The organism is Mucilaginibacter lacusdianchii, from assembly GCF_009770985.1.
GTDB lineage: Bacteria > Bacteroidota > Bacteroidia > Sphingobacteriales > Sphingobacteriaceae > Mucilaginibacter > Mucilaginibacter lacusdianchii.
On record NZ_WSRW01000001.1, the window covers coordinates 243,302 to 269,575 of the forward strand.

The window sequence follows — 26,274 nt, forward strand, 5'->3', positions numbered from 1 at the left end:
ATGAATTAAGTTTTAATTTATACCAAAACACGCTTGTAAATTGTTTCGATGGCAGCCAATGAACTATCCGAATCAAATCTTTTTGCGTTCTGAATACCAGCTTCTATGGTCATTTGCCGTTCATCGGGCGACAGCCTAAGTAAATCGTTAACTTTAGATGCAGCCATTTCGGCCCAAGCATTTACTTCTGGCTGACGGTGAGGCCGGCTGACAATATAATAGGCTGCGTTGCCGCCAACTTCTGTCATGGGGGCTTGATTTGTGGTTATTACCGGGCAACCTGATGCCATGGCTTCAGCAATAGGCCAGCCAAAACCCTCTGCCAATGACGGGAATATAAACACAGATGCACCTTGATAAGCCAACCGAACAAACTCATCTGATTTACCGGTTAGCAGATAAATATCTTTTTGATATGGCGATTGGCTATAAGCCTCTTGTAGTTTACCATTTGGTGCAGCACCTATCATAATTAGTGGTAAATCCGTATTGTACAATTGTCGCCAGGCATTATATATCTCGATTACGCCTATGCGATTCTTGTACCACTGGTTGCCGCCAATGTGAAGCAGGTAGCCAGTGGTTAGTTTAACTTTGATATCGTCACCTATTACCTGTCTTACTTTAGCCGCACTATCGGCCTGAAACTTCTGATTTAAACCATTGTAAACTACTTCCGACAGTTTAGGTGTACGATCCAAAAACTGGTGCAAATCATGCTGTGTTTGTTTGGAAACCGAAATGAAATTTTGACCTTGCTGATACCCTTTACGTATATACGCCTGGTAAGCTTGCCCGCTTTTACCCGTCGGATTTTCCGGAATCTTTCCTAAGGCTGATCGTTGGGCTAAAAAATCGTGGCAATGTATTACATGTGGCCGGTGTTTTACCAACGGCACCCAGGGCCCTAATGCTTGATCAGTAAATACAAATAAAGTATTGGCCGGATAAGCTTTGAGGCGCTTACGAACCTGGGCTGGAAAAAGAATGTACTGATCTAAATATCCCATCCATTTTTTTAAGCTTGCAGGCACGGGCAATTTTAAAAAAAAGCCTTGTGGTGTCCAAACTTCTGTTTGATGCCCTCTGGCTTGCATACCTGCATTTAGCATGGTCGCAAAGCGTGGCATACTTTGTGAACCTAAAAATGGCGGATGGGTAAAAAATACTATTCGCATACAAACCATTAGCTAATAGGTGATACATTTTTAGGCGCAATGCGTGGTTTAACCAACTTTGGAACCCGAAATGCAGCCAGTACCAGGCCACCGATAACAACACTAAATCCAAGTGCTGTGGGCTGCTTCCATTGTGCCTGTGGTACGTTAAGTAAAAGAAAGCTAAACAATATCCAAGGCAAAAACTCCTCTTTTTTAAGCATTTTAAAACTCTTAAAAAATATATCAAACGAGAAAGCAACTCTGACAATAATGATGATCATCCCAAATATAGGGCCTTGCTCAAATATGATCCGGCCCCACTCCCCTTCGGTAAACGATGGACCAAGCCGTTGTGCACCTAAACTGGTTCCGTAACCAATACCTTTGCCAAATATAGAATTACCTTCTGCGAACCCTAACGAGTTTATTAAACCGCCTAAATACCGGTCGAGAAATACGGACTCAACACCGCCTTCTGCCTCATTGGCACCATTGAAGCGGGCCAAAAAAGCGTCGAGAGCCGTGCCAAACAACGACGTTTTGGCGATGATGATGGCCAACACCGAAATTCCTATAGCGGCACCTATTATTTTAGATGCATATTTAGGTTTACGAGCTACTGCAACCAATGTAAATCCGGCACATACTGCTACGAAGAAAAACAAAGCCCGACTGATAGATAACGGAATTGCCATTAGCAGAGCACCTGTTCCTAATAATAGTACGATGCGTTTTATTTCATTTTGATACAACCAAAAATAAAATATAAAGCAGGTTACCAACTGAAAGTACAATGTGTTGCCATTAGTAAATGAGAAGGTACCAGGGGGCCGCATATAACCCATTGCACCGGCAAATCCGGCTCCGGCTTCATCACCACCAACCCCACGGTTTACAAAAGCGGACTGCGGACTTTTGAATTGCAACGCAATAAGCACTGCAATAGGGATGGCCGAGTAAACAAAAAACCGCCCTACCTGAATCACGTCTTTTTTGTTAAAGACCTTACCCATGACAAATATGACCGGAAAATGCAACACATAGATACGAGCGCCATATAAAGCCACAGCAAAATCATGGTGCCCCATTACCATAGCGGTAAGTATGCCGATGAATCCGACAGCCACCATCCATGCAATGTACGCGCTTTTGTAAACTATTTTTTGTTGACCTGCTAAAAACAGGATGTACAAAGCAACCGGATCACGCACAATGAGCAGTGGGCCCGATAGAAATGGCAACACCCATTTACGTAATGCCCCCTCAAATACAAGCAAAAGAATATAAAGCCATAGTACTTTTTTAAGTTTGCTAATGGGATCATTCCGCTTGATGAGCGGTTTCTGAGCTTTTATATTTTTAGCATGAAGCGCTAGATTTGAAACCGGCATACAGTTTTACCTTTTTGCATGATGTTATATAAAATCATGCTATTTAATTAACTAATAACAGCCAGTGCTAACAAGCGAAATTTAAAATTAAGCACTTTCGCCACATTTTCAGCAACAAAGCATCGTACTTCAAAATACGAGTAATCACGAAGTATATGACTTGCTTTCATGATAATTATTCTGATTTAACCGGCCTACAACTCTTGCAGCCGCAGTAGCAGTTTCATTACTATAAATTTGCCAAGGGCGCTGGCTGGCTGTTTCCATAGCTGCCAAACCTATATTTGGTATATCACGACGGCGTTCTAATATATTTTCAATGGCATCCTGTAAAGCACGAGTAGATGCGGCTTTAATCAGCCAACCGTTTACACCATCTTCAATAAAATTAGGGCCAATCGTTCTGTCGGTGGTAATAACCGGGGTGCCTTGCGACATGGCTTCGGTGATAACCAAACCAAACCCTTCAAACAATGAAGCAAAAATCAGTACATCATGATCCCGCATTAGTTTGAGTATTTCTTCATTGGGCAAGGTTTGTATCCACCGATGTTTGGTCAAAGCAATATTTAATGGCTTACACTCATCATTCTTTTTAGTGCCTACTACTGTAAGTTCTACGTGTTTACCTATAGCTTCAACCGCGGCAAATAAATCGGCCACACCTTTACGCTGTGATAAGCCACCCACAAAAAGCAATTTCAACGGGCGCTTGTCAAAGTTTTCGTGGTATATGCGATTTTTGGCCACCGGCGGAAAGCCGTACGGTATAACTTCTACCGGTGCCAATTTGCCCGGATATTCTTTTAATGTACTGGCCGTAAAATTACTGGCCACAAAAATATGGTTGGCCAATGCAAGTTCTTCATCTTTACGGGCTAGCTTTTCTTCCGGATCTTTTAAGCCCGTTAACGTAGGTATCCATTCCGGCCAACGTTCCCGCTCTTCATCAAGTAAGCGGTGAGCTGCACGCCAGTAACCAATAGGCAAGTCATACAAACAAGTTAAACCCAGCTGCTTGGCTCTACGAAAAGTAGCTAACGCGTTATCTTCATAACTATAAATTGCTTTAGCACCATTTTTCAATTCTTTTAAAAGCTGTGCAGCAACATGCTTATCAAACTTTTTTATAACGCTGTATACATGGAAAGGCGATGTTGGCGGAACACTAAGCGATGGTATACCCGAACGCATAGCCAGCATACGACCTAATTCTACCCAAGGCCAAGTTTTAGTAAAAGGTTGTAATTCGGGATCATGACTACGGCGCCTGATTTCGGAAAGCCCCTTCATCTGGCTGATACGGTCAAGCAGATTTCCCGGAAATACAGCTAACGATACATAGTAAGCTGTTAAGAGATCAGCTTCTACAAAACCGTGTGCAACTGCTTTTACATTGGCATTACCCGTTATCTGCGATAGTATAATCATCTTTTGTGTGTTATTTGTTTAGAATAACTTGTTGCTCCATTGCTTTACCAACGCGGCCGAAGAAAAGTTTTGCTCATACAATTCAACCTGTGTTTCTCTGGAAACTTTACCAGCTACTATATCATGATGCAGCTGTGTAATTGCTTGTTTTACCTGATCGTAATTATCAACATTGGGTAACAAACGTGTTGAAACCGGGTCGCAGGCAATATCAGCTATACCGCCACGGTTGGTGGCCATCCAAGGCACTCCGGCACTCATTACTTCCAACAAACTTATGGGTAAACCTTCGGGGTGCGTGGATAATAACAAAAATGCGTCTAGCTTGGCAATAGCGTTTGTTAACCCTTCTTTGCCTGTATAAGTACCATGATAATACACATTCTTAAATCCATCAAAGTAAGACGACGGATATTTGGGTCCTTCGCCCCATATGTTGAATCTTATATCCTTCAACTCTGGCTCTTCACTTAATCTGCATATTAAATCAATTCCTTTTTCAGGAATTAATCTGCCGAAATAACCAAAATTCACCTCACCTGTTGCAGCAACAGGATGTGACCCCAGTTCCACTTTTCTGGAAAAGCATGGAATGGTATCAATGCTTCTTTTTAAGAAAGCTGCCATATCATTGGCATTGCGGCGGGCACATGCGATGACATGGTTGGCAGTTTTAAGCGTTTTTGCATAATCATCACTCCAAGACGATTGATCTGCAGCATCGCCCGCGGTGTGGTGATGATGTACCCAATTTTTAGAGCGTACCAATTTGGCAAACAAGCCCGGACTGTTACCCTGACCGTTGGTGTAAAGCGCATCATAGCGGTTAATACGCACTTGTAAACCGGTTTTTATTAACCATGCCAGCCGTTTATAGGAACGGCCATGCCTACCAAAATACACTTTACGGCAAACTTTACGATACATAGCTTCCGTTTCTGGAAGCATAGCAGCGTTAAGCACCACCAAGTCTATTTCAGCTCCGGCGGCGGCCATGTTTTTACAAAACTCCTGCAAATGGCTTTCGATGCCGCCCGTTTCCAGATGTTGTGTAGTGTATACTAGCAATTTACCCATTAGGCATGATGTTTAAAACCTTACTTAAGGTTAAGTTATATGCTGTTACCGTAAACTTTTTTCATGGTATCATTCGCCAGGCCCAGCTTTAACATACCCGAAACAGCCATACCATACAATTTTGCCTGACGTATGCTATCACGTTTTACTTTCTTAAATTCTTCGCTGTCGGGATTTTGCATAACATTATATCCTTTGGCTACAGAGCCACGGCATATGTTAGACAAAAATTCCTGACGGGCTTTTAACGCTTCTGTTTTTACCGGGGGTTTAACCAGTTCAGTAGCCGACAACACTTCTTCGTATGAAGTGATATGTGCCAGCTCGGCAACAGGAGCCAAACGCTTTTCAGAAGGGTGCGGGTGAATTAACATTACGTTGGCACCCATACCCAGACAAGGCAAAGCACAATGTATTTTAGTAGTAATAATTAAACGGGCTTTGCAGTAACGCTCCAGTAAGTAATCCATGTGCTTTTCGCAACGGGCACTGTATTCTTCAATATTGCCCGAAGTATCTTCCGGATCGTGTGATATTCTTACCAACTTGGTACCTAACAGTTGTTCCAGCTTATCAACTACGTTTTGCGGAACCTGGTGATCAATATTATCTACCAGCAATACCTCACCGGTTCCGGTATTATTGATAGGTGCACGCTGGCGTGTAGTAGTAGTTAAACAACCGGAGTAATAAGCAGGAATGCCCCAACCTAAAAACAATTTTAATGTTTTTTGGTCGCGGCAACCAATTGGTGCATGTTGTTTGAAATGGTCACGTACTTTTTTTGAACTCAGTAATGACGATTTGGCGATGTGCATAGATACATAAACCGGCTTTACATTTGGCGGCGGCGGAAACTTTTCATAAGAATGCATATACCAGCCATTAGCTATCAACAATGCTTCTTCTGATTTGTCTATATCAGCCAATGCTTCGCGGTCGGCAACATGAGCATTGTTTGGCGGAAGAAATGCTTTGGCTACAATGCCTTGCAAAACGTCTCCGATGTTGTTTCGTATACCGCCTTCTACCTGATAGTAATATTTCATTATGTATGAGTTAATTTACAACCTATATATTATCCTAAATAGCTTTGATAAAGCTCTACTAAATCTTTGCGCCCTTTTGTCCAGGGGTGGCCCAAAAACTCCGGCGAATCGGGCTTGGGTCCGTTAAAATGTATCACATGTACATCTTCAGCAGCCTTTTTGATGTGCTCATAGTAACGCTGGGGCAGATCATGATTTTCAAGACCGTTATAAAAGCGTACCTGAAAATTCATTCTGAAATCATAAGAAAGCTTTTTACCATACTTACTCATCCAAATAGTAATAATTTCTTGATCGCCTAAACATGCCTTTCTAAAAGTTTTAAGCAGTTTCAGCATTACGTTGAATTTGCTTTTGGTACGATCCGCTTTGCTTATACGTACCAGGCCCGAGTTAAGTGACACATGAGGGCGTAATACAATGCCCATGGCCAGCGCCTTTGCATAATAAGTTAACAGATTTACACTTTTTTGCAGCAGTGGCTGGTTGAATGAAAATATTGGAAATGCCCGGCCATTGGCAGCACTTACACCCATAAAATCATTTTTTTCAAATACCTTATCCAAGTTTTTCAGCACCAGCATATCGGCGTCTAAAAAAAGGAGGTTATCGTATTCCGGAAAAGTTTCATCCCAAAAGTTAACAATAAAGAAACCGGCATCATTAAAGCTGCTTGAATCAAACTTGTCTGCACCATCCAACAATAGTTTTCTGTAAGCATACTGCTTAGGGTCAAACCGTTTGATGATAACTTTAGGAATGCCTGCAAAGCGGCTTTCCATTTCTGCAGTTACATCCGGACTCATAAATAACAGAATTGCAGGATGGTTAGTCCAGTTTTTTTGGATGGAATTAATCAGTGGCTTGGCATAATGCGCAAACGACTGGTTAACGACTATTACAATTGCATTTTCCATTATTTGATGATGAAGAGGTAAGCATTATGCCCAACTCAACCTTGATATTTTTAATTTTTATCTGTTTACTAAATAATATTGCCGTGCTTAGCCAAAAGCTGTAAAAATTGATCAGTTATTTTCGACAAAGCATTTTCGGTGTTTTGCTTTACTGGCAATTGAGTGGTGTTTGAATTTACAAAGCACAACCTGTCTTGATATAATTCGTTACGGTTGATGCCGGATATAGCCGGTTCGCTGTCTCCCCTAAGCAATACGGGTAAACCATGTTCAAGCATGGCCATGGTTGAGCCGCTTTTGCCATAAAATAATACATCCGCTCTGGATATGCCTATTTGTGCTTTTATCAATTCGGCAGATATTTCTTCATTGGTGAGGTAACCTTTTTCAATTATTGCACCGGCGCCTAATACATCAGCAGCTATTTGTAGTGAACGCGTTTTGTGCGTACCACCGTTGCCCATAGTTACCAATCTAAAGGGAAGATTAAAAGCTTTTGCAGCCTTTTCCAGGTAGCGAATTTGCTTTTCAAAATCGGAAACTGCGCCCGAAAAACTACCAAAATGTACGCCTGTAAACCATTGCTGTGAGGTTTCGCTAACCTGAACATCATTATTATGACAAACGGGTATATTACTAAACAACGGCAGCAACTGCAACTTACCAGTAGCAAATTGTTGCTGATACAAGGGAATGCTGGTAGTTATACAATCGGCCTTAAATCTATTTACAAAGCTTTTAATAAGTCGCCGTTGTAAAAACTTCAACAAAGCCATTTTGGTTGATGATGTGCCGTTTACCCCCACCCAAAGCTCGTGGAACATGATGTGCCACTTATAGGCGTCTTTCAGCTTTACCAATTCTTTGCTCAGGCTATAAGCCAAACCTTTTGGGTGAAACGAAAAGGGTACATACTGCAAACTTACCCAACCCGGATTAAAAGCTTTTAAATAAGCGTTTAATTTTTTGTACCGATCGGCTTCTTCCATTGCTTTTGGCAAACGCATGGCTGTAATAGCCGTGCCATCGGCATACTGTGTTTCTTCAGTAAATTGTTTAACGTAATTATCATTCAGCGAAATAGTTACCACTTGGTGGTTTCGCCGAACCAATTCACCGGCCAGCCTTCGGGTATAGTCGCCTACCCCGTCTTGCCCGGGCTCTAAAGCTCCGCATATAATGGCCAGTTTCATGTCAGTTACAATTAATTACTATACGTTACGCGTATTTGTGATGAGCAAATACAATATTAACTTTTATAAAAACGCCCTATAAACTTAGCAACTGCAATAGCGGCCAGCTTGCGTTTTACAACACCCGCATCCGATGCCTTGATGGGCACAGCCCCCGATAAGTTGCTCCAAAACAATTTATCAATGGTACCAGGCGAACGGCCTTTAAAGGCTCTGTTTAAATATTTTTTTTCCCACGGCTTAGGACTGCCTAACGCATGCGGTAATGAAGCACCACCATGTTTAAATGCCATAGCCTCTTTACCTATCATACTTACTGGTTTGTTCCAGGCTTCCATCGCTGCATTTAACGCATCCTGATCGGTACGGCCAAACGGTGCAAATGGGCCTTTTTCCAAACCGGTTAACACAGCTGCCGATTTGAATATAGACCGGCTTAACCCACCAATGTGAGGGCCCATGGCCTCCTGAACTTTTTTCCAGAGTTCTAAAAAGGCATAGTCTTCCCTTTTTAAACCTATGTAACCGCCATTAGCATAAAAGGCGTCTTTAAACGTCAACTCGATACCAGCGTTCTTAAATATATTGCGCCAGTGAACCCTGTGCGGATGATATTGCGGAAACGGAGAATTTACATCTTCACAAACGGCAACACCGCAATCGGGCCAATTTTTAATAAACTGCCAGGGTGCAGTGATGATGATATCCGGGTCGAAGTAGAAAATTTTATCTGCACCGTTGGCTGGGCCGGCCAGCAGCTGCAACATAAAATCGGGCTTGTAATTAGTAAGGTGGTAATCGGTATCTAACGGCAAAAAAACAAGTTGAATGCCGGCCGTAGCTTTAAACAAACAAGCGCTTGGCCATTCGTAGAACTGCCCCCTATTTTCTGTACCCGAAGAGCTAGTGACCCAAGCAGGCAAAGTGCCTTTGTAACCAACATAAATATCACCTTTATATCCCTGTTTATGCAATGAATTAACCAATACAGCTAAACCATAGTGATAATGATTTTCGAAAAGTGTGCAAATTACTGATGCCATGCTTTTAGTTGATGCTGTATTTACGATGATTTCTTTTTGAGGCCTAATATCCGTTGCAAGAATGACGGCTTGGATTTAGACTCGCCATAGTAGCTATAGTCATAGCGATAGCCGTACCCATAGCCATAGCCCAACCCGCCTTGCTCAACAGAGTTGAAAATGATGTTGATATTTTTGAACACCTTTTTCAAGAAAATCTCATTAAGTAGTGTAATGTGCTTTTTAAGGGTGAAGTTATGGCGTACTAAAAAGAAGGTAATATCCGCGTGTTGACTTAATATCTGCGCATCTGTTACCAAACCAACAGGTGGCGCATCAATTAATATATAGTCGTACTCTTTTCTCAGTTGTTCTATTAAATCGCCTAAGCTTTTTTTGGTTAACAATTCGGCCGGGTTTGGCGGAATGGTACCACTTTCAATCAAGTAAAAGTTTTCGGCATCAGGAATAGGTCTTACAATATCCTGATAGTTTGCTTTATCTATCAAATATTCTGATAAACCCACATTTTTTTGCAGATTTAAGGTAGATAGCAATTTAGGCTTCCGCAAGTCAAACTCCAGTATAATTACTTTTTGGCCGGCCAGTGCTAAGCTTGCACCTAAATTAAGCGAAAGATAAGATTTACCCTCGCCGCTGATGCTGGACGTAAACAAAATCACTTTACTGTTTTTACCCGATGCTAAAAACTGCAAGTTAGTTCGCAAACCTCTGATCTGCTCTGATACCATTGAGCGTGGATCTGTTACGATGACCAGTGGCTGGGTATCAACAGAATGAGAAATTTGAGCCAGTATTGGAACTTGTGTAACTTTTGTAATGTCTGATTTTCTACGTACCGTGTTATTTAAAAATTCTTTGATAAAGATTATTGCAAACGGTATACCAATACCTATGATAAAGAAGATAGCATAAAGCGTAGATTTAACTGGCTTGATTGGTGCGCCCGAACTTACGGCTTTATTAATAATACGACTATCAGATGATGTTGACTCTAGCGACAAGCGGGTTTCTTCGCGCTTTTGCAACAAGAACCCAAACAGGTTATCCTTTATTGTTTTTTGGCGCATTACATTAATCAAACCACGTTCTTTAGCCGGAATATTGCCTAAACTCACATTAAAAGAACTGCTTTGGCGTGCTAACTCACTACGGGTGGTTAACAGGTTGCTGCGTACTGATGGTATGGTGCTATGCAATGAGTTTTTTAGCGAGATGATCTGGTCATCAATAGTTGTAACAACCGGGTTGTTTTCAGTTACTGTTCTTAATAAACTTTGCTTTTTTAACTTTAATTCGCCCAGTGCAGAAACCATCGAAGCTACTGTTTGATCCTGCAAGCCAAGCATAGATGGCTGAGTAACATCAGCATTTTCTGGGCTGGCTAAGAAACGTTCAATATTCTTCAGAATTACCAGTTGCAAATCCACTTGCTGAATTTGCGCATCGTTGGTGTTAATGCGGTTAAACAGCGCAGTGCTTTGCGCATCTATATCAGAAATGTTGTTTTGCTTCTTAAAATCTTCAACATGGCTTTCCTCTACGTCAAGCTCTTTAGCCAAGTCGTTCAATCGGTCGTTAATAAATTTCAGCATCTGAGCAATACTCTGGCTTTTATCTTCTACCGAAGCTTTCATGTACTCGGTAACCAGTGTATTCAGAAAATCCATTCCTCTTTGCGGAACTTCATCTTCCGTGACAATAAATAACATGTTGCCGCCTTTAGCAGCCGGACTAACGCCCAGTTTATTTATATACTGCTGTGCAACCGCCGATACAGTATTGAAGGTAACATAGGTAAGGTGTTTATCCAAAAAAGTAGCTGGCGTTATAACTAGGGTACCGGCATCTGTTTGCACGGTATCATTCATTGCTACCGGCTTACCATTAAATAACGCTCTTTTACTATCTAATAACTGCAATGACCATTCCTTGCCATAACTTTTGCTGTTGGGTACCAGTAATTTGACAGTGGCAGGTGCATTTTTATATAGCATGCGCTTTTTAAAATGCCCTTTATCAAAATAACTGGTTTCCAAATCGAGCGTGTCTACTACTTGTTCCACCAGCGTCAGCGACTTCAATATCAAAATCTCATTGTCTATTGACGTGTTTGGGGCGTTGATATTGAGCTGTTGCAGTACTGTTTCATCGGCAGTAGTTTTGCTATCCTTAATTAGAATATCTGTCCGGATGCTATATAAAGCAACTTGCGAACGAACGTAGAAGTAACCTGCACTCATGGCTATAACCAGTGATAGTACAAACCACTTCCAATGTCTTAGATATCTAAAAATTTGCTCTCCTATATTACTTTCGTTCTCTTCAGTACCTGACTGAAAAGATTCAGTATAGAGTTCGTCGTCAGTATTCGTCATAAAAGTATAGGCAGAAGACTAAAATTAAAACACACGCGTAATGATTACTAACATCAAAGTAGCTACGCTGGCTACTAATGGCACTATACGGAAGAAATTACTATTTTGAAGATTTTTAGCTGCAATAGGTTCAACATATACCATGTCGTTAGAATGCAGATAGTAATAGGGTGATTTAAATACCGAGCGGTCATTCAAATTTACATGGCCGAACTGTTTTTTGCCATCCACTTCTCTTATCACCATAATATTATCATGGCTACCCAGCGAAGTTAAATCACCGGCCATAGTAATGACCTCGGGTAAGGTAACGTTTTCATTGGGGATGGTGTACACATTAGGTTTACCAACTTCACCAAGTACTGAAATTTTATAATTTAATACCCTGACGGTTACTATTGGCTCTTTCAAATAATATTTTAACCGTTGTTTGATTGTGTCGCGGGCATCACTCGTCGTTAATCCTACAACTTTAACAGACCCAATTAGAGGCAATTCAATTGTCCCCTTTTCGTTTACCAGAAAGCCGGGTGCAACAGTTGAATTTATTCCTGAATTACCCGAAGCCTGGCTGCTGTTACCATTGTAGGGATTAAAAAATTCTGTTGCAGATGGATTCAACGAGTTAACATATATTGAAAGAATATCCCCGTTGTTGATTTTAGAAACATAAGGTTGTGCTACCGAAATAGTATCACTTTCATTTAAACCTTTTTTAAAATATACTAACCTTTTTGATGAGCCACAGGAAGAGAATAAGTACAAACAACCAAGCAGTAAGCACAATTTAACTATGATGTATCTATCCATTTTAATGGTATGTCCGTTAGGGTATCTTATATCAGCTATCAACTATTTAGAAATCGACATACCTTTTCCGGATATTAACAAATATGAAAACATCAAATACTTTGTTAAACACAGATTATGTCAGGTATAGTCAATTAACAAGTTCGCAATAAACGCGCAGCTTCGTTAATTATTTAATAAAATTAAGCGTTTAAATTTTAAAACGCAAATGTTATTATGCTTGTCCCATGGTTCCACCAAAGTTCATCGGAAAATCTGGCGTATCCGGCTGAACTTTTATACGGCCATTTATGGCTTCGAACTTCTCAATATTATCGTTTAAAGCTGAAAGAAAGCGTTTTGCATGTTCTGGCGTTAAAATAATACGCGACTTTACTTTAGCCTTTGGCGTTCCGGGCATGATGCGTATAAAATCAACCACAAATTCAGCATTTGAATGTGTGATAACTGCCAGGTTGGAATAAATACCTTCAGCAATCTCGTCTGTCAATTCAATATTTAACTGATTTTCGTTGTTCTCTTCCATCCCGCTAAATTACTAAACACAATGCGAATTGAATGATATAATTCTTAAACAACAACTTATATTTTAACTTTCAAACCCAATATCCCGACAAACAAAAAGGCCACCCTTTACAGGATGGCCTTTAATATTTATTAGTAAGCTTTATGCACCTACGTCTTCTGTTTTAGAAGCCATCAGGCGGTCAAACTCTTCTTTAGAACCTACACGGATGTTGTCGTACTCGCGTAAACCGGTACCTGACGGAATCAAGTGACCTACAATTACGTTTTCTTTCAAACCTAACATGTAATCGCGTTTACCAGCGATAGCAGCTTCATTCAGTACTTTGGTAGTTTCCTGGAACGATGCAGCCGAAATAAACGACTTGGTACCTAATGATGCACGGGTGATACCTTGCAGTATCGGGCTTGAAGTAGCCGGAATAGCATCACGTACTTCAACCAGTTTCATGTCTTTACGTTTCAGCACTGAATTTTCATCGCGCAGTTTACGTAATGATACAATCTGACCAGGTTTAAGCGTGTTAGAATCTCCCGGATCAACAACAACTTTCTTGTCGTAAATCTCGTCGTTCTCCATCATGAAATCCCAGCTGTCAACAGCTTCTCTTTCCAGGAAGCGGGTATCTCCCGGATCCTCGATAGATACTTTCTGCATCATCTGGTGAACGATAACCTCGAAGTGTTTATCATTGATTTTCACACCTTGCAAACGGTAAACCTCTTGAATACCATTAACCAGATATTCTTGCACTGCAGCCGGACCTTTAATGGCCAGGATGTCGGCAGGAGAAATTGAACCGTCAGACAAAGGCATACCTGCCTTAATGAAGTCATTATCCTGTACCAAAATGTGTTTAGACAATGGTACCAGATATTTTTTCACCTGACCGTCTTTCGACTCGATAGTGATTTCGCGGTTACCACGTTTAACACCACCTAAGGTTACCACACCATCAATTTCGGTTACTACCGCAGGGTTTGATGGGTTACGTGCTTCGAATAACTCGGTTACACGTGGTAAACCACCGGTAATATCTCGGGTTTTACCAGTTGAACGCGGAATTTTAGCAATTACCTGACCGGTTTGAATTCTATCGCCTTCTTCAATAGCGATGTGTGCACCTACCGGAATGTTGTATCCTTTGATAATACCTTCACGATCAGCAATTTGAATTACCGGGTTTTTGGTTTTATCGCGGGTGTCGATAATTACTTTCTCGCGGTGACCGGTTTGCTCATCAGACTCTTCACGGAAAGTAATACCTTCCAATACAGCGTCAAACTGCGCCACACCAGCAAACTCAGAAATTATCACCGCGTTGTACGGATCCCATGAACAGATACGCTCACCTTTGGTAATCTTGCTGCCATCTTTAATGTACAGGTAAGAACCGTAAGGAATGTTATTGGTCATGATCACTTTATTGCTGCCTGGCTCAATGATACGGAACTCACCTGAACGACCTAATACCACTTCTACAGTGCCATCTTCGTCGGTCTCGAAAGGTACGGTACGTACGTTTTCAAATTCGATGATACCATCGTAACGGGCATTGATTTGTGACTCAGCAGCGATGTTTGATGCAGTACCACCCACGTGGAATGTACGCAGGGTTAACTGTGTACCCGGCTCACCGATTGATTGTGCAGCAATTACACCCACAGCCTCGCCTTTTTGTACACGTTTACCGCTGGCCAAATTACGGCCGTAGCATAAACCACATACACCGCGTTTGCTTTCGCAAGTTAATACCGAACGTATTTCGATACCTTCCAGTGGCGAGTTTTCGATCTTTTTAGCAATTTCCTCGTCAATGTCTTGACCGGCTGCTACCAACAACTCGTTGGTAATAGGGTCAAACACATCATGCAGTGAAGTACGGCCTAAAATACGATCATATAAAGGCTCTACAATATCCTCGTTGTCTTTCAGTGCAGTAGTAAAGATGCCTCTTAAAGTACCACAATCTGTTTCGCCAACAATCATATCCTGCGCAACGTCATGCAAACGACGGGTCAAGTAACCAGCATCCGCTGTTTTCAACGCCGTATCTGCCAAACCTTTACGAGCACCGTGGGTAGAGATAAAGTATTCCAATACCGACAAACCTTCTTTAAAGTTTGAAAGAATCGGGTTCTCAATAATCTCACCACCTGAACCTGATTTTTGCGGTTTCGCCATCAAACCCCGCATACCAGCCAACTGACGGATCTGCTCTTTAGAACCACGGGCACCTGAATCCAGCATCATGTATACTGAGTTGAAGCCTTGGTTGTCGGTAGACAGAATCTCCATCACGTTTGCAGTCAAACGGTTGTTGATACGGGTCCAAATATCGATAATTTGGTTGTAACGCTCGTTGTTGGTAATGAAACCCATGTTATAGTTATTCATTACCTCTTCCACCTCGCGTGACGCTTGTTCAATCAGATCAACTTTTTGTGCAGGGATGTTAACATCCTGCAGGTTGAACGACAAACCACCACGGAACGCCATTTGGAAACCTAATTCCTTAATATCGTCCAGGAACTGTGCAGCACGGGCCATACCGGTGTTTTTAACAACTTCCCCGATAATATCACGCAGTGATTTTTTAGTCAACAATTCGTTGATATAACCTACTTCTTCTGGTACGTGCTGGTTGAACAGTACGCGACCTACAGTGGTTTCAATCAATTTGTTAACAATTTCACCGTTGCGCTCTTTTACGTTACCTTTTACTTTGATGAAAGCGTGCAGGTCAACCTTCTTCTCATTATAGGCAATAATTACCTCTTCAGCAGAATAAAAAGTCAAACCTTCACCTTTAACTACGCGTGTTTCATCAGTTTTACGGCCTTTGGTGATATAATATAAGCCCAACACCATGTCCTGTGAAGGTACTGTAATTGGCGTACCGTTAGCAGGGTTCAAAATGTTGTGCGAAGCTAACATCAAAATTTGGGCTTCCAAAATAGCGGCGTTACCAAGTGGTACGTGCACAGCCATCTGGTCACCGTCAAAGTCAGCGTTGAACGCGGTACAGGTTAACGGGTGCAGCTGAATCGCTTTACCTTCAACCAATTTAGGTTGGAAGGCTTGGATACCTAAACGGTGCAGCGTAGGTGCACGGTTAAGTAACACTGGGTGACCTTTCAGCACGTTTTCCAAAATGTCCCAAACCAGTGGGTCTTTACGGTCAACAATCTTTTTAGCTGACTTTACCGTTTTAACTACACCTCTCTCAATCATTTTACGAATGATGAATGGTTTGAACAGCTCAGCAGCCATATCCTTAGGTAAACCACACTCGTGTAATTTAAGGTTTGGTCCTACAACAATTACCGAACGGGCAGAATAATCCACACGTTTACCTAACAAGTTTTGACGGAAACGGCCTTGTTTACCTTTCAGGATGTCTGAAAGTGATTTCAGCGCACGGTTACCTTCAGTTTTTACCGCGTTAACTTTACGTGAGTTATCAAACAACGAATCCACAGCTTCCTGCAGCATACGTTTTTCGTTACGTAAAATTACCTCTGGTGCTTTAATCTCGATCAAACGTTTTAAACGGTTGTTACGGATAATTACACGACGGTACAAATCATTCAAATCGGAAGTTGCGAAACGACCACCTTCCAGTGGCACTAATGGACGCAGTTCTGGCGGAATAACTGGAACAATTTTCACGATCATCCACTCAGGGTTGTTGTCTATACGTGATTTTGCATCACGGAAAGCCTCAACTACCTGCAAACGTTTCAGCGCTTCGTTTTTACGTTGCTGAGAAGTTTCGTTTGCTGCCTGGTGACGTAAATCATATGATAATTGATCCAGGTCGATACGTTTTAACAACTCTTCTAAAGCTTCAGCACCCATTTTGGCCACAAATTTCTGAGGATCTTTGTCGTCCAGGTACTGGTTTTCTTTAGGTAGAGTGTCTAATACGTCCAGGTATTCTTCTTCAGTCAGGAAATCCATTTTAGAGATTCCATCACCTTCTTTAATACCAGGCTGTATAACTACGTAACGCTCGTAGTAAATAATTAAGTCAAGTTTTTTGGTTGGTAAGCCCAGCAGGTAACCAATTTTGTTTGGTAACGAACGGAAATACCAGATGTGCGCAACCGGAACCACCAGGTTGATGTGTCCCATACGCTCGCGACGAACTTTCTTTTCGGTTACTTCAACACCGCAACGATCACATACGATGCCTTTGTAACGGATACGTTTGTATTTACCGCAATGGCATTCGTAATCTTTAACCGGACCGAAAATCCGTTCGCAAAATAAACCATCACGCTCGGGTTTGTAGGTCCGGTAGTTGATGGTTTCTGGTTTCAAAACTTCGCCACTTGAACGCTCCAGGATAGACTCAGGTGAGGCTAAGCTGATAGTAATAGTGGTAAAGTTACTTTTGATTTTATTATCCTTTTTGTAAGACATATTCTTTTGTTTGATGTAGTGATGAGGATTGTTGCACAATCACTCGCCTTGCACGTAAAAGTTAACAAAGGATTGGATGACAACTCATCCAACCCCTCACTAATCAATATATTATTCTAATGTGATGTCTAATCCTAAACCTCTTAACTCGTGAACCAATACGTTGAATGATTCAGGTACTGATGGTGTTGGCAGGTTTTCACCTTTAACAATAGCTTCGTAAGTTTTGGCACGACCGATAACGTCATCCGATTTCACGGTCAAGATCTCTTGAAGGATGTTAGCTGCACCGAATGCTTCCAATGCCCAAACCTCCATCTCACCAAAACGCTGACCACCAAATTGAGCTTTACCACCCAATGGTTGTTGTGTAATCAATGAGTACGGACCGATTGAACGGGCGTGCATCTTATCGTCAACCATGTGACCCAGTTTCAGCATGTAGATAATACCTACAGTAGTTGGCTGGTCGAAACGTTCGCCGGTTAAGCCGTTGTACAGGTAGGTACGACCAGTGGCCGGTAATCCTGCTTTGGCAATCCAGTCTTCCACTTCCTGATAAGTTGCACCATCGAAAATAGGTGTAGCGAACTTCATACCCAATTCTTTACCTGCCCAACCTAACACGGTCTCATAAATCTGACCCAGGTTCATACGTGAAGGTACACCCAGTGGGTTCAACACGATATCAACTGGTGTTCCGTCTTCCAGGAATGGCATATCCTCATCGCGAACGATACGGGCTACGATACCTTTGTTACCGTGACGACCAGCCATTTTATCACCCACTTTAAGCTTACGCTTTTTAGCGATGTAAACTTTAGCCATTTGTACGATACCTGACGGAAGCTCGTCACCTACACTGATCGCAAATTTATCGCGACGGTAAGCACCCAGCTCTTCGTTTACTTTGATACCATAGTTATGCAGTAACAACTTAATTTGATCATTTTTATCATCGTCAGTTGTCCACTTGGTTGGATTGATGTTTTCGTAGTTAATCTCGGCCAGAATTTTTTGGGTGAATTTAACACCTTTTGGCACCAGCAGCTCTTTGTAAACATTGTAAATACCTTGTGAGGTTTTACCGTTTACAATTTCAAACAATTTATCAATCAGGATATTCTTAAGGTCTTTAATAGCCTTTTCGTGCTTAACGTCCAGTTTCTCTAACTGTGCTTTTTCTTCCGCTTTTGAAGTCTTTTTAGCACGTGAGAACAGTTTGGTATCGATAACCACACCGCTGATAGATGGCGGAGTTTTCAAAGAAGCATCTTTTACGTCACCTGCTTTGTCACCAAAGATGGCACGTAAAAGTTTCTCTTCTGGTGATGGATCAGATTCACCTTTAGGAGTAATCTTACCAATCAGGATGTCGCCTTCTTTAACCTCTGCACCAACACGGATGATACCGTCTTCGTCAAGGTCTTTGGTAGCTTCTTCTGATACGTTTGGAATATCTGGAGTCAATTCTTCTTCACCACGTTTAGTGTCACGAACTTCCAGTTCAAACTCTTCTACGTGGAGAGAAGTAAAGATATCCTGAGATACCACACGCTCAGAAATTACAATCGCATCCTCAAAGTTATAACCTTGCCAAGGCATGAACGCTACTTTCATGTTACGGCCTAAAGCCAGCTCACCATTTTGCGTAGCATAACCTTCACAAAGTACCTGACCTTTTTCTACACGCTGACCTTTAACCACAATTGGCTTCAAGTTCATGGTAGTACTTTGGTTGGTTTTTTTGAACTTAGTTAAACGGTAACGTTTAATATCGTCGTCAAATGACACCAAACGGTCATCATCATTACGGTCATATTTAATACGGATTTCGGTAGCATCAACATACTCGACTACACCATCACCTTCGGCGTTGATTAACGTACGAGAGTCTTTTGCCACACGGCCTTCCAAACCAGTACCTACAATTGGCGCTTCAGGGCGCAGCAGTGGCACGGCCTGGCGTTGCATGTTCGAACCCATCAACGCACGGTTAGCATCATCATGTTCCAAGAAAGGAATCAACGAAGCTGCAATCGAGGTGATTTGGTTAGGTGCAACGTCCATATAATCCAAACGCTCTGGCTCGATAACCGGGAAGTCACCCTCAAAACGTGCTTTTACACGTGGTGTAGCAAATATACCCTGATCGTCATACTGTGCATTGGCCTGGCCAATAGTTTTACCGTCCTCATCTTCTGCAGACAGGTAAATAACCGGCTCGTCAACCGCAACCTTACCATTGTCCACACGTTTGTATGGGGTTTCGATAAAGCCAAGGTTATTAATTTTGGCATGCACACACAATGAAGAAATCAAACCGATGTTTGGACCTTCAGGTGTTTCAATGGTACACAAACGGCCATAGTGAGTGTAATGTACGTCACGCACCTCGAAACCGGCACGCTCACGTGACAGACCACCTGGACCAAGGGCCGATAAACGGCGCTTGTGTGTAATCTCGGCCAATGGATTGGTTTGGTCCATGAACTGAGATAATTGGTTGGTACCAAAGAATGAGTTAATTACAGATGATAAAGTACGCGCATTAATCAAGTCGGTTGGTGTAAACACCTCGTTGTCACGGATGTTCATACGCTCACGGATGGTACGGGCCATACGGGCTAAACCAACACCGAATTGTGCATACAACTGCTCGCCTACCGTACGAACACGGCGGTTTGACAAGTGGTCAATATCATCCACCTCAGCTTTAGAGTTAATCAGCTTAATTAAGTATTTAACAATAGCGATAATGTCTTGCTTAGTTAACACTTTAATCTCGTCTGATGTATCCAGCTTCAGTTTACGGTTAATGCGGTAACGACCCACATCACCCAGGTCATATCTTTTATCAGAGAAGAACAAACGATCGATGATACCACGAGCAGTTTCCTCATCTGGTGGTTCAGCGTTACGTAGTTGACGATAGATGTGCTCTACCGCTTCTTTCTCTGAGTTGGAAGTATCTTTTTGTAAGGTATTGTATATAATAGTATAATCACCACTGGTAGCCGCATCTTCCTTATTCAGGATAATTGACTTAACACCAGCATCAATGATCATATCGATGTTATCGTCATCCAGTACCGTTTCACGCTCAAGAATGATTTCGTTACGGTCGATTGATACCACTTCACCGGTATCTTCGTCCACAAAGTCTTCAACCCATTTCTTAAGTACCCTTGCAGCCAGTTTGCGGCCAACAAATTTCTTTAAGCCAGATTTGCTAACTTTAACTTCATCTGCCAATTCGAATAATTCCAGAATATCTTTATCTGAATCATAACCAATGGCGCGCAACAAGGTAGTAACCGGGAATTTCTTTTTACGGTCAATGTAAGCGTACATAACGTTGTTCACGTCTGTAGCAAACTCTATCCACGATCCTTTGAAAGGAATAACACGGGCAGAGTACAACTTAGTACCGTTGGTGTGGCGGCTTTGGCCAAAGAATACACCTGGTGAACGGTGTAACTGCGATACAATTACACGCTCGGCACCATTGATTACAAACGTACCTTTAGGTGTCATGTATGGGATGGTACCCAGGTACACGTCTTGTACAATGGTTTCAAAGTCTTCGTGCTCCTCGTCGTTACATGACAGGCGAAGTTTCGCCTTGAGAGGCACACTGTAAGTCAAACCGCGCTCAATACACTCTTGTATGTCATAGCGTGGCGGATCAATAAAATAATCCAAAAACTCTAAAACGAAGATGTTTCTGGAATCGGAAATTGGAAAGTTTTCGGCAAACACTTTAAACAGACCTTCTTTGTGACGGTTGTCTGAAGTGGTTTCAAGCTGGAAAAATTCCTGGAAAGATTGCAACTGAACTTCCAGAAAGTCAGGGTAGTCGATGACGTGCCTGCTGGTAGCAAAGTTTACTCTTTGGTTATTTTTGTTTGCCAAGGGATTATATATTTAATATGAATTAAACTCTTACTGGTTTATTTAAAGTTGTTCCTGAACTTCAAACAAAAATGAAAACGTTATAAACAGCAATAGACCCCGACCAAATACAGGTCGGAGTCTTATGCGATAGGGCTTTATTGAGAGAAATTATTTAATCTCAACAACAGCTCCAGCTTCTTCTAATGCTTTTTTCAAAGATTCAGCTTCGTCTTTAGCTACACCAGTTTTAACTTCTTTAGGTGCTCCGTCAACTAAGTCTTTAGCTTCTTTCAAGCCTAAGCCGGTTAAGTCTTTTACTAATTTAACAACAGCTAATTTCTGACCACCAGCTTCTTTCAAGATCACGTCGAAAGCAGTTTTTTCTTCTACAGCCGGAGCAGCGTCGCCACCAGCAGCAGGAGCAGCAACAGCAACAGCTGCAGCAGCAGGCTCAATACCGTACTCGTCTTTTAAGATTTGTGCTAACTCGTTAACTTCTTTTACTGTCAAGTTTACTAACTGTTCAGCAAACGCTTTTAAATCTGCCATTTTATTTTGATTTTTTGCTTTTAATGCTTTGTTGTTTTAATTCCGAACTTTTGTAAAGGCGTTCGATTAACCTTCTCTTTCTTGTAATGTTTTTACCAAGCCTGCAATTGTAGTTCCGCCTGATTGAAGAGCAGAAAGTACATTTTTAGCAGGAGATTGCAATAAGCCGATGATTTCGCCAACCAATTCTTCTTTTGATTTCAGCGTTAACAGCGCATCCAGCTGGTTATCGCCAACAAAGGCTGCTGAATAAACGTAAGCTGCTTTCAAAACTGGTTTGTCACCTTTTTTTCTTAAGTCCTTAATCAACTGCGCCGGAGCTTTTGCTGATTTAGAGAATAAGATGGTTGAAGTACCTTTTAAGGCATCAAATATCGATGCATAATCGCCTTCAGCAGCTTCTAAAGCTTTTTTAATTAAGCTGTTTTTAGCTACCTGCATGGTGATATCAGCATCAAAACATTTGCGACGGATATCGTTAATCTTTGCAACGGTTAAGTCGGCAGTATCAGTAATATAGAAATTACCATACTCTTTGATCTGCTCGGTTAGAGCTTCAACCAGTTCGTATTTTTCTTCTTTATTCATGATTAGATTCCCGCTACTGTTTTGGTTTCAACCTCAATGCCGCGAGACATGGTTGAAGAAAGGTGAATACTCTTGAAATAGGTACCTTTAGCTGCTGAAGGTTTTAACTTAGAGATAGTCTGCAATACTTCTAATGCATTCTCATAAAGTTTTTCAGGAGCAAATGATACTTTACCTATTGAAGCGTGGATGATACCGGTTTTGTCAACTTTAAAATCGATCTTACCTGCTTTAACCTCAGTTACTGCTTTGCCCACTTCTGGAGTTACAGTACCTGATTTAGGGTTAGGCATCAGGTTACGCGGACCTAAAATACGGCCCAAACGTCCAACCTTTGCCATAACGCTTGGCATAGTGATGATAATGTCAACATCAGTCCATCCGCCTTCTATTTTAGCAATATAATCATCCAAACCTACGTAATCTGCACCTGCGTCTTTGGCTTCCTGCTCTTTGTCAGGAGTACAAAGCACCAGTACACGTACAGTTTTACCGGTTCCATGAGGTAAGGTTGCGATACCACGTACCATTTGATTGGCTTTACGCGGATCTACACCTAAGCGTACATCGATATCAACAGATGCGTCAAACTTGGTAGTAGTGATTTCTTTCACCAAACCAGCTGCATCCTGTAAAGAGTAAGCTTTGTTAGCCTCAATTTTGGATAGTACTGCTTTTTGATTTTTTGTTAATCTAGCCACTGTCTTAAACTGATTTGTGTGTTAATTATTGATTCCAGGGAGCTGTACCAGATACAGTGATTCCCATGCTGCGGGCAGTACCGGCAACCATTTTCATGGCCGATTCTACTGTGAATGCGTTTAAGTCAGGCATTTTATCTTTAGCGATAGTCTCAACCTGTTCCCAATTTACATTGGCAACTTTTTTACGGTTGGGCTCTGCTGAACCACCTTTTAAACCCGAAGCTTCCAACAACTGGATTGCCACCGGCGGGGTTTTGATGATAAAATCGAATGACTTGTCTGTATACACAGTAATAACTACCGGTAACACTTTGCCAGGTTTGTCCTGGGTACGTGCATTGAATTGCTTGCAAAACTCCATGATGTTCACCCCTTTTGCACCCAATGCAGGGCCAATTGGAGGTGATGGATTTGCAGCGCCGCCCTTCACTTGTAGTTTTACTAACGCACCGACTTCTTTTGCCATCTTTAATTAATTTAATGTGTAAATGTTAGTAAGTTGGAAGCATGTAACATTTAAGACCGAATATAAAAAATTCGGCCCGCAAAGATATGAACTTTACGGGCCGAATACAAATATTATTTTTTATTCTTTTTCTACCTGCATGTAATTCAATTCGAGCGGTGTTCGGCGCCCAAATATCTTTACCATTACCTTTAGCTTTTTCTTCTCTTCATTCACCTCTTCAATCACTCCGCTAAAACCGTTGAATGGTCCATCCATTACTTTAACGTTTTCGCCAACGTAATAAGGCACATTCATGGTTTCGCCTTGCTCGGCCATTTCATCAACCTTACCTAAAATACGGTTAACTTCAGCCTGACGAAGTGGGATTGCGTTGCCGGCTTTATCACCCAAGAAACCAATAACGCTGTTAATGTTCTTAATGATGTGTTCCAGCTCGCCATCTAAAGCTGCTTCCATCATTACATAACCCGGAAAGTAATTACGCTCTTTGGCAATTTTTTTGCCATCGCGCATCTGGTAATATTTTTCGGTAGGGATAATTACTTGAGGAATTAAGTGAGATATACCTAAGCGGTTAATTTCCGCTTCAAGATATTGTTTCACTTTTTTTTCTTTGCCGCTAACGGCGCGTATAACATACCATTTTAACTGATCACTCATCTTTAACCTTTTTAATTAAGCAAGTGAACTGTAAAACCATCTCAGTATATAGTTTATAACCGAGTCCATACCAAATATCAACAATGCAATAATGATTGCTGCTATCAGTACCAGCACCGCACTGCTTTGCAGTTCACGCCATGTTGGCCAGGTAACCTTTTCGGTTAACTCGATGTACGACTCTTTTATATATTCAGCTACTGAAGACATTTATTTGCTTTGATAAGAAGCACGGGAACAAGGATTCGAACCCTGATCAAAGGTTTTGGAGACCTCTATTCTACCGTTGAACTATTCCCGTGTATGTTTAAAACAAAGTACTTAGCTTTAACACCAAGTACTTTGTTTTTAAATTAACCTATACCTTTTCTCCCGTTAGGGAATTTTGGGGTTAGGTCTTATTTCAAGATTTCAGTTACCTGACCAGCACCTACTGTACGGCCACCTTCGCGGATAGCGAAACGTAAACCTTTTTCCATTGCGATAGCGTTGATTAACGATACAGTGATTGTAACGTTATCACCAGGCATAACCATTTCTACGCCTTCAGCTAATGCAATCTCGCCAGTTACGTCAGTGGTACGGAAGTAGAACTGTGGACGGTATTTGTTGAAGAATGGTGTGTGACGACCACCTTCAGCTTTTGATAATACGTAAACTTCTGCTTTGAAATCGGTGTGAGGAGTTACTGAACCTGGTTTACAGATAACCATACCACGACGGATATCAGTTTTCTCAATACCACGCAACAATAAACCTACGTTGTCACCAGCTTCACCACGATCAAGGATTTTGCGGAACATCTCAACACCAGTTACGGTTGATTTTAAGTTCTCAGCACCCATACCTAAGATATCTACTGGATCACCAGAGTTGATTACACCACGCTCAATACGACCAGTAGCTACAGTACCACGACCAGTGATTGAGAATACGTCTTCAACTGGCATCAAGAAAGGAAGATCAGTTAGACGTGGAGGAATTGGAATGTAAGCATCAACTGCATCCATTAATTCCATAATTTTGTCAACCCATTTAGGCTCTGCATTCAGACCACCTAAAGCTGAACCTTGGATTACAGGGATATCGTCACCAGGGAAATCATAGAATGATAATAATTCACGGATTTCCATTTCGACTAATTCTAATAATTCCGGATCATCAACCATGTCAACTTTGTTCATGAAAACAGTCAAAGCAGGTACACCTACCTGACGAGCTAACAGGATGTGCTCACGAGTTTGTGGCATCGGACCGTCAGTAGCAGCAACTACCAGGATAGCGCCGTCCATTTGTGCAGCACCGGTAACCATGTTTTTCACATAGTCAGCGTGACCTGGACAGTCAACGTGTGCGTAGTGACGGTTTGCAGTTGAATACTCAACGTGCGCAGTATTGATAGTAATACCACGTTCTTTTTCTTCAGGAGCAGAGTCGATTGAATCGAAAGAACGAGCCTCAGATAAACCTTTGTCAGCTAATACTTTTGTAATAGCGGCGGTAAGGGTTGTTTTACCGTGGTCAACGTGACCGATAGTACCGATGTTTAAGTGCGGCTTACTGCGGTCAAACTTTTCTTTTGCCATGATTTATAAAATATTTGTAGGTTAATTTATTCTTTAATTGTCGTATTTCACTACGTCGAGCCAACGAAGGGATTTGAACCCTTGGCCTCTTCCTTACCAAGGAAGTGCTCTACCCCTGAGCTACGTCGGCTTATTATTTATTCTTTCTGGGTTCACCCTTTGAACCTTCATCTTGAGCGGAAGACGAGGTTCGAACTCGCGACCTATAGCTTGGAAGGCTATCGCTCTACCAACTGAGCTACTTCCGCAATTTGCTTTTAAACACTAAGTTCTAAACCCTAAAACAATATTTAGAATTTAGAACTTTAATTTTTAGTGCTTAACCTGTGGGGAGGGAAGGATTCGAACCTTCGTAGCCGAAGCAGCGGATTTACAGTCCGCCCCATTTGACCGCTCTGGTACCTCCCCAGGCTCTTCA

Annotated in this window: 20 protein-coding genes and 4 tRNA genes; all 24 read right to left on the minus strand. The window is 41.7% G+C overall.

What is annotated here, in order from left to right:
- Window positions 1-17 precede the first annotated feature (17 nt).
- The gene (locus tag GPM24_RS01140; RefSeq protein WP_158824908.1) at window positions 18-1,178 is read right to left on the minus strand and encodes a glycosyltransferase; all 1,161 of its coding nucleotides are present in this window, start codon (window positions 1,176-1,178) and stop codon (window positions 18-20) included.
- Between the two features lie 8 nt (window positions 1,179-1,186).
- Entirely contained in the window at window positions 1,187-2,551 is a 1,365-nt protein-coding gene (locus GPM24_RS01145; protein ID WP_158824909.1) for a hypothetical protein, read from the minus strand.
- Window positions 2,552-2,695: 144 nt separating this feature from the next.
- The gene (locus GPM24_RS01150) at window positions 2,696-3,982 is read right to left on the minus strand and encodes a glycosyltransferase family 4 protein (RefSeq protein WP_158824910.1); all 1,287 of its coding nucleotides are present in this window, start codon (window positions 3,980-3,982) and stop codon (window positions 2,696-2,698) included.
- A gap of 18 nt (window positions 3,983-4,000) precedes the next feature.
- A complete protein-coding gene (locus GPM24_RS01155; protein WP_158824911.1) occupies window positions 4,001-5,059 on the minus strand; it encodes a glycosyltransferase family 4 protein in 1,059 nt (352 codons plus the stop codon).
- Window positions 5,060-5,094: 35 nt separating this feature from the next.
- A complete protein-coding gene (locus tag GPM24_RS01160) occupies window positions 5,095-6,108 on the minus strand; it encodes a polysaccharide pyruvyl transferase family protein (protein ID WP_158824912.1) in 1,014 nt (337 codons plus the stop codon).
- Window positions 6,109-6,137: 29 nt separating this feature from the next.
- Window positions 6,138-7,025: a glycosyltransferase gene (locus GPM24_RS01165; protein ID WP_158824913.1), complete on the minus strand. Its 888-nt coding sequence runs from the start codon at window positions 7,023-7,025 to the stop codon at window positions 6,138-6,140.
- A gap of 68 nt (window positions 7,026-7,093) precedes the next feature.
- Window positions 7,094-8,218 carry a hypothetical protein gene (locus tag GPM24_RS01170; RefSeq protein WP_158824914.1) on the minus strand — a complete coding sequence of 375 codons (1,125 nt, stop codon included), beginning with the start codon at window positions 8,216-8,218 and terminating at the stop codon, window positions 7,094-7,096.
- A gap of 56 nt (window positions 8,219-8,274) precedes the next feature.
- On the minus strand, window positions 8,275-9,261 hold the full coding sequence (locus GPM24_RS01175; protein ID WP_158824915.1) for a hypothetical protein: 987 nt from the start codon (window positions 9,259-9,261) through the stop codon (window positions 8,275-8,277).
- Between the two features lie 20 nt (window positions 9,262-9,281).
- Window positions 9,282-11,639, minus strand: a complete 2,358-nt coding sequence (locus GPM24_RS01180) for a GumC family protein (protein WP_158824916.1) — start codon at window positions 11,637-11,639, stop codon at window positions 9,282-9,284.
- Window positions 11,640-11,663: 24 nt separating this feature from the next.
- Window positions 11,664-12,449, minus strand: coding sequence for a polysaccharide biosynthesis/export family protein (locus GPM24_RS01185; protein ID WP_158824917.1), 786 nt, complete (start codon window positions 12,447-12,449; stop codon window positions 11,664-11,666).
- A gap of 214 nt (window positions 12,450-12,663) precedes the next feature.
- The gene (locus tag GPM24_RS01190) at window positions 12,664-12,975 is read right to left on the minus strand and encodes a DUF3467 domain-containing protein (protein WP_158824918.1); all 312 of its coding nucleotides are present in this window, start codon (window positions 12,973-12,975) and stop codon (window positions 12,664-12,666) included.
- Between the two features lie 141 nt (window positions 12,976-13,116).
- On the minus strand, window positions 13,117-17,403 hold the full coding sequence (gene rpoC, locus GPM24_RS01195) for a DNA-directed RNA polymerase subunit beta' (RefSeq protein ID WP_158824919.1): 4,287 nt from the start codon (window positions 17,401-17,403) through the stop codon (window positions 13,117-13,119).
- Window positions 17,404-17,514: 111 nt separating this feature from the next.
- Window positions 17,515-21,318 carry a DNA-directed RNA polymerase subunit beta gene (gene rpoB, locus GPM24_RS01200; RefSeq protein WP_158824920.1) on the minus strand — a complete coding sequence of 1,268 codons (3,804 nt, stop codon included), beginning with the start codon at window positions 21,316-21,318 and terminating at the stop codon, window positions 17,515-17,517.
- Between the two features lie 150 nt (window positions 21,319-21,468).
- On the minus strand, window positions 21,469-21,849 hold the full coding sequence (gene rplL, locus GPM24_RS01205; protein ID WP_158824921.1) for a 50S ribosomal protein L7/L12: 381 nt from the start codon (window positions 21,847-21,849) through the stop codon (window positions 21,469-21,471).
- A 66-nt stretch (window positions 21,850-21,915) separates the two neighbouring features.
- Window positions 21,916-22,437, minus strand: coding sequence for a 50S ribosomal protein L10 (gene rplJ, locus GPM24_RS01210; RefSeq protein WP_158824922.1), 522 nt, complete (start codon window positions 22,435-22,437; stop codon window positions 21,916-21,918).
- A gap of 2 nt (window positions 22,438-22,439) precedes the next feature.
- Window positions 22,440-23,138, minus strand: a complete 699-nt coding sequence (gene rplA / locus GPM24_RS01215; RefSeq protein WP_158824923.1) for a 50S ribosomal protein L1 — start codon at window positions 23,136-23,138, stop codon at window positions 22,440-22,442.
- Window positions 23,139-23,163: 25 nt separating this feature from the next.
- Window positions 23,164-23,607 carry a 50S ribosomal protein L11 gene (rplK, locus tag GPM24_RS01220; protein WP_158824924.1) on the minus strand — a complete coding sequence of 148 codons (444 nt, stop codon included), beginning with the start codon at window positions 23,605-23,607 and terminating at the stop codon, window positions 23,164-23,166.
- A 120-nt stretch (window positions 23,608-23,727) separates the two neighbouring features.
- Complete coding sequence (gene nusG, locus GPM24_RS01225; protein ID WP_158824925.1) at window positions 23,728-24,270, minus strand: transcription termination/antitermination protein NusG; 543 nt, start codon at window positions 24,268-24,270, stop codon at window positions 23,728-23,730.
- Between the two features lie 15 nt (window positions 24,271-24,285).
- Window positions 24,286-24,480: a preprotein translocase subunit SecE gene (gene secE, locus GPM24_RS01230; RefSeq protein WP_158824926.1), complete on the minus strand. Its 195-nt coding sequence runs from the start codon at window positions 24,478-24,480 to the stop codon at window positions 24,286-24,288.
- Window positions 24,481-24,500: 20 nt separating this feature from the next.
- Window positions 24,501-24,571: transfer RNA gene (locus tag GPM24_RS01235), tRNA-Trp, on the minus strand.
- Window positions 24,572-24,668: 97 nt separating this feature from the next.
- Window positions 24,669-25,856 carry an elongation factor Tu gene (tuf, locus tag GPM24_RS01240; protein ID WP_158824927.1) on the minus strand — a complete coding sequence of 396 codons (1,188 nt, stop codon included), beginning with the start codon at window positions 25,854-25,856 and terminating at the stop codon, window positions 24,669-24,671.
- Between the two features lie 58 nt (window positions 25,857-25,914).
- Window positions 25,915-25,986 (minus strand) — tRNA-Thr (locus tag GPM24_RS01245).
- Between the two features lie 45 nt (window positions 25,987-26,031).
- A tRNA-Gly gene (locus GPM24_RS01250) sits at window positions 26,032-26,104 on the minus strand.
- A gap of 79 nt (window positions 26,105-26,183) precedes the next feature.
- Window positions 26,184-26,264 (minus strand) — tRNA-Tyr (locus GPM24_RS01255).
- Between the last annotated feature and the right edge of the window lie 10 nt (window positions 26,265-26,274).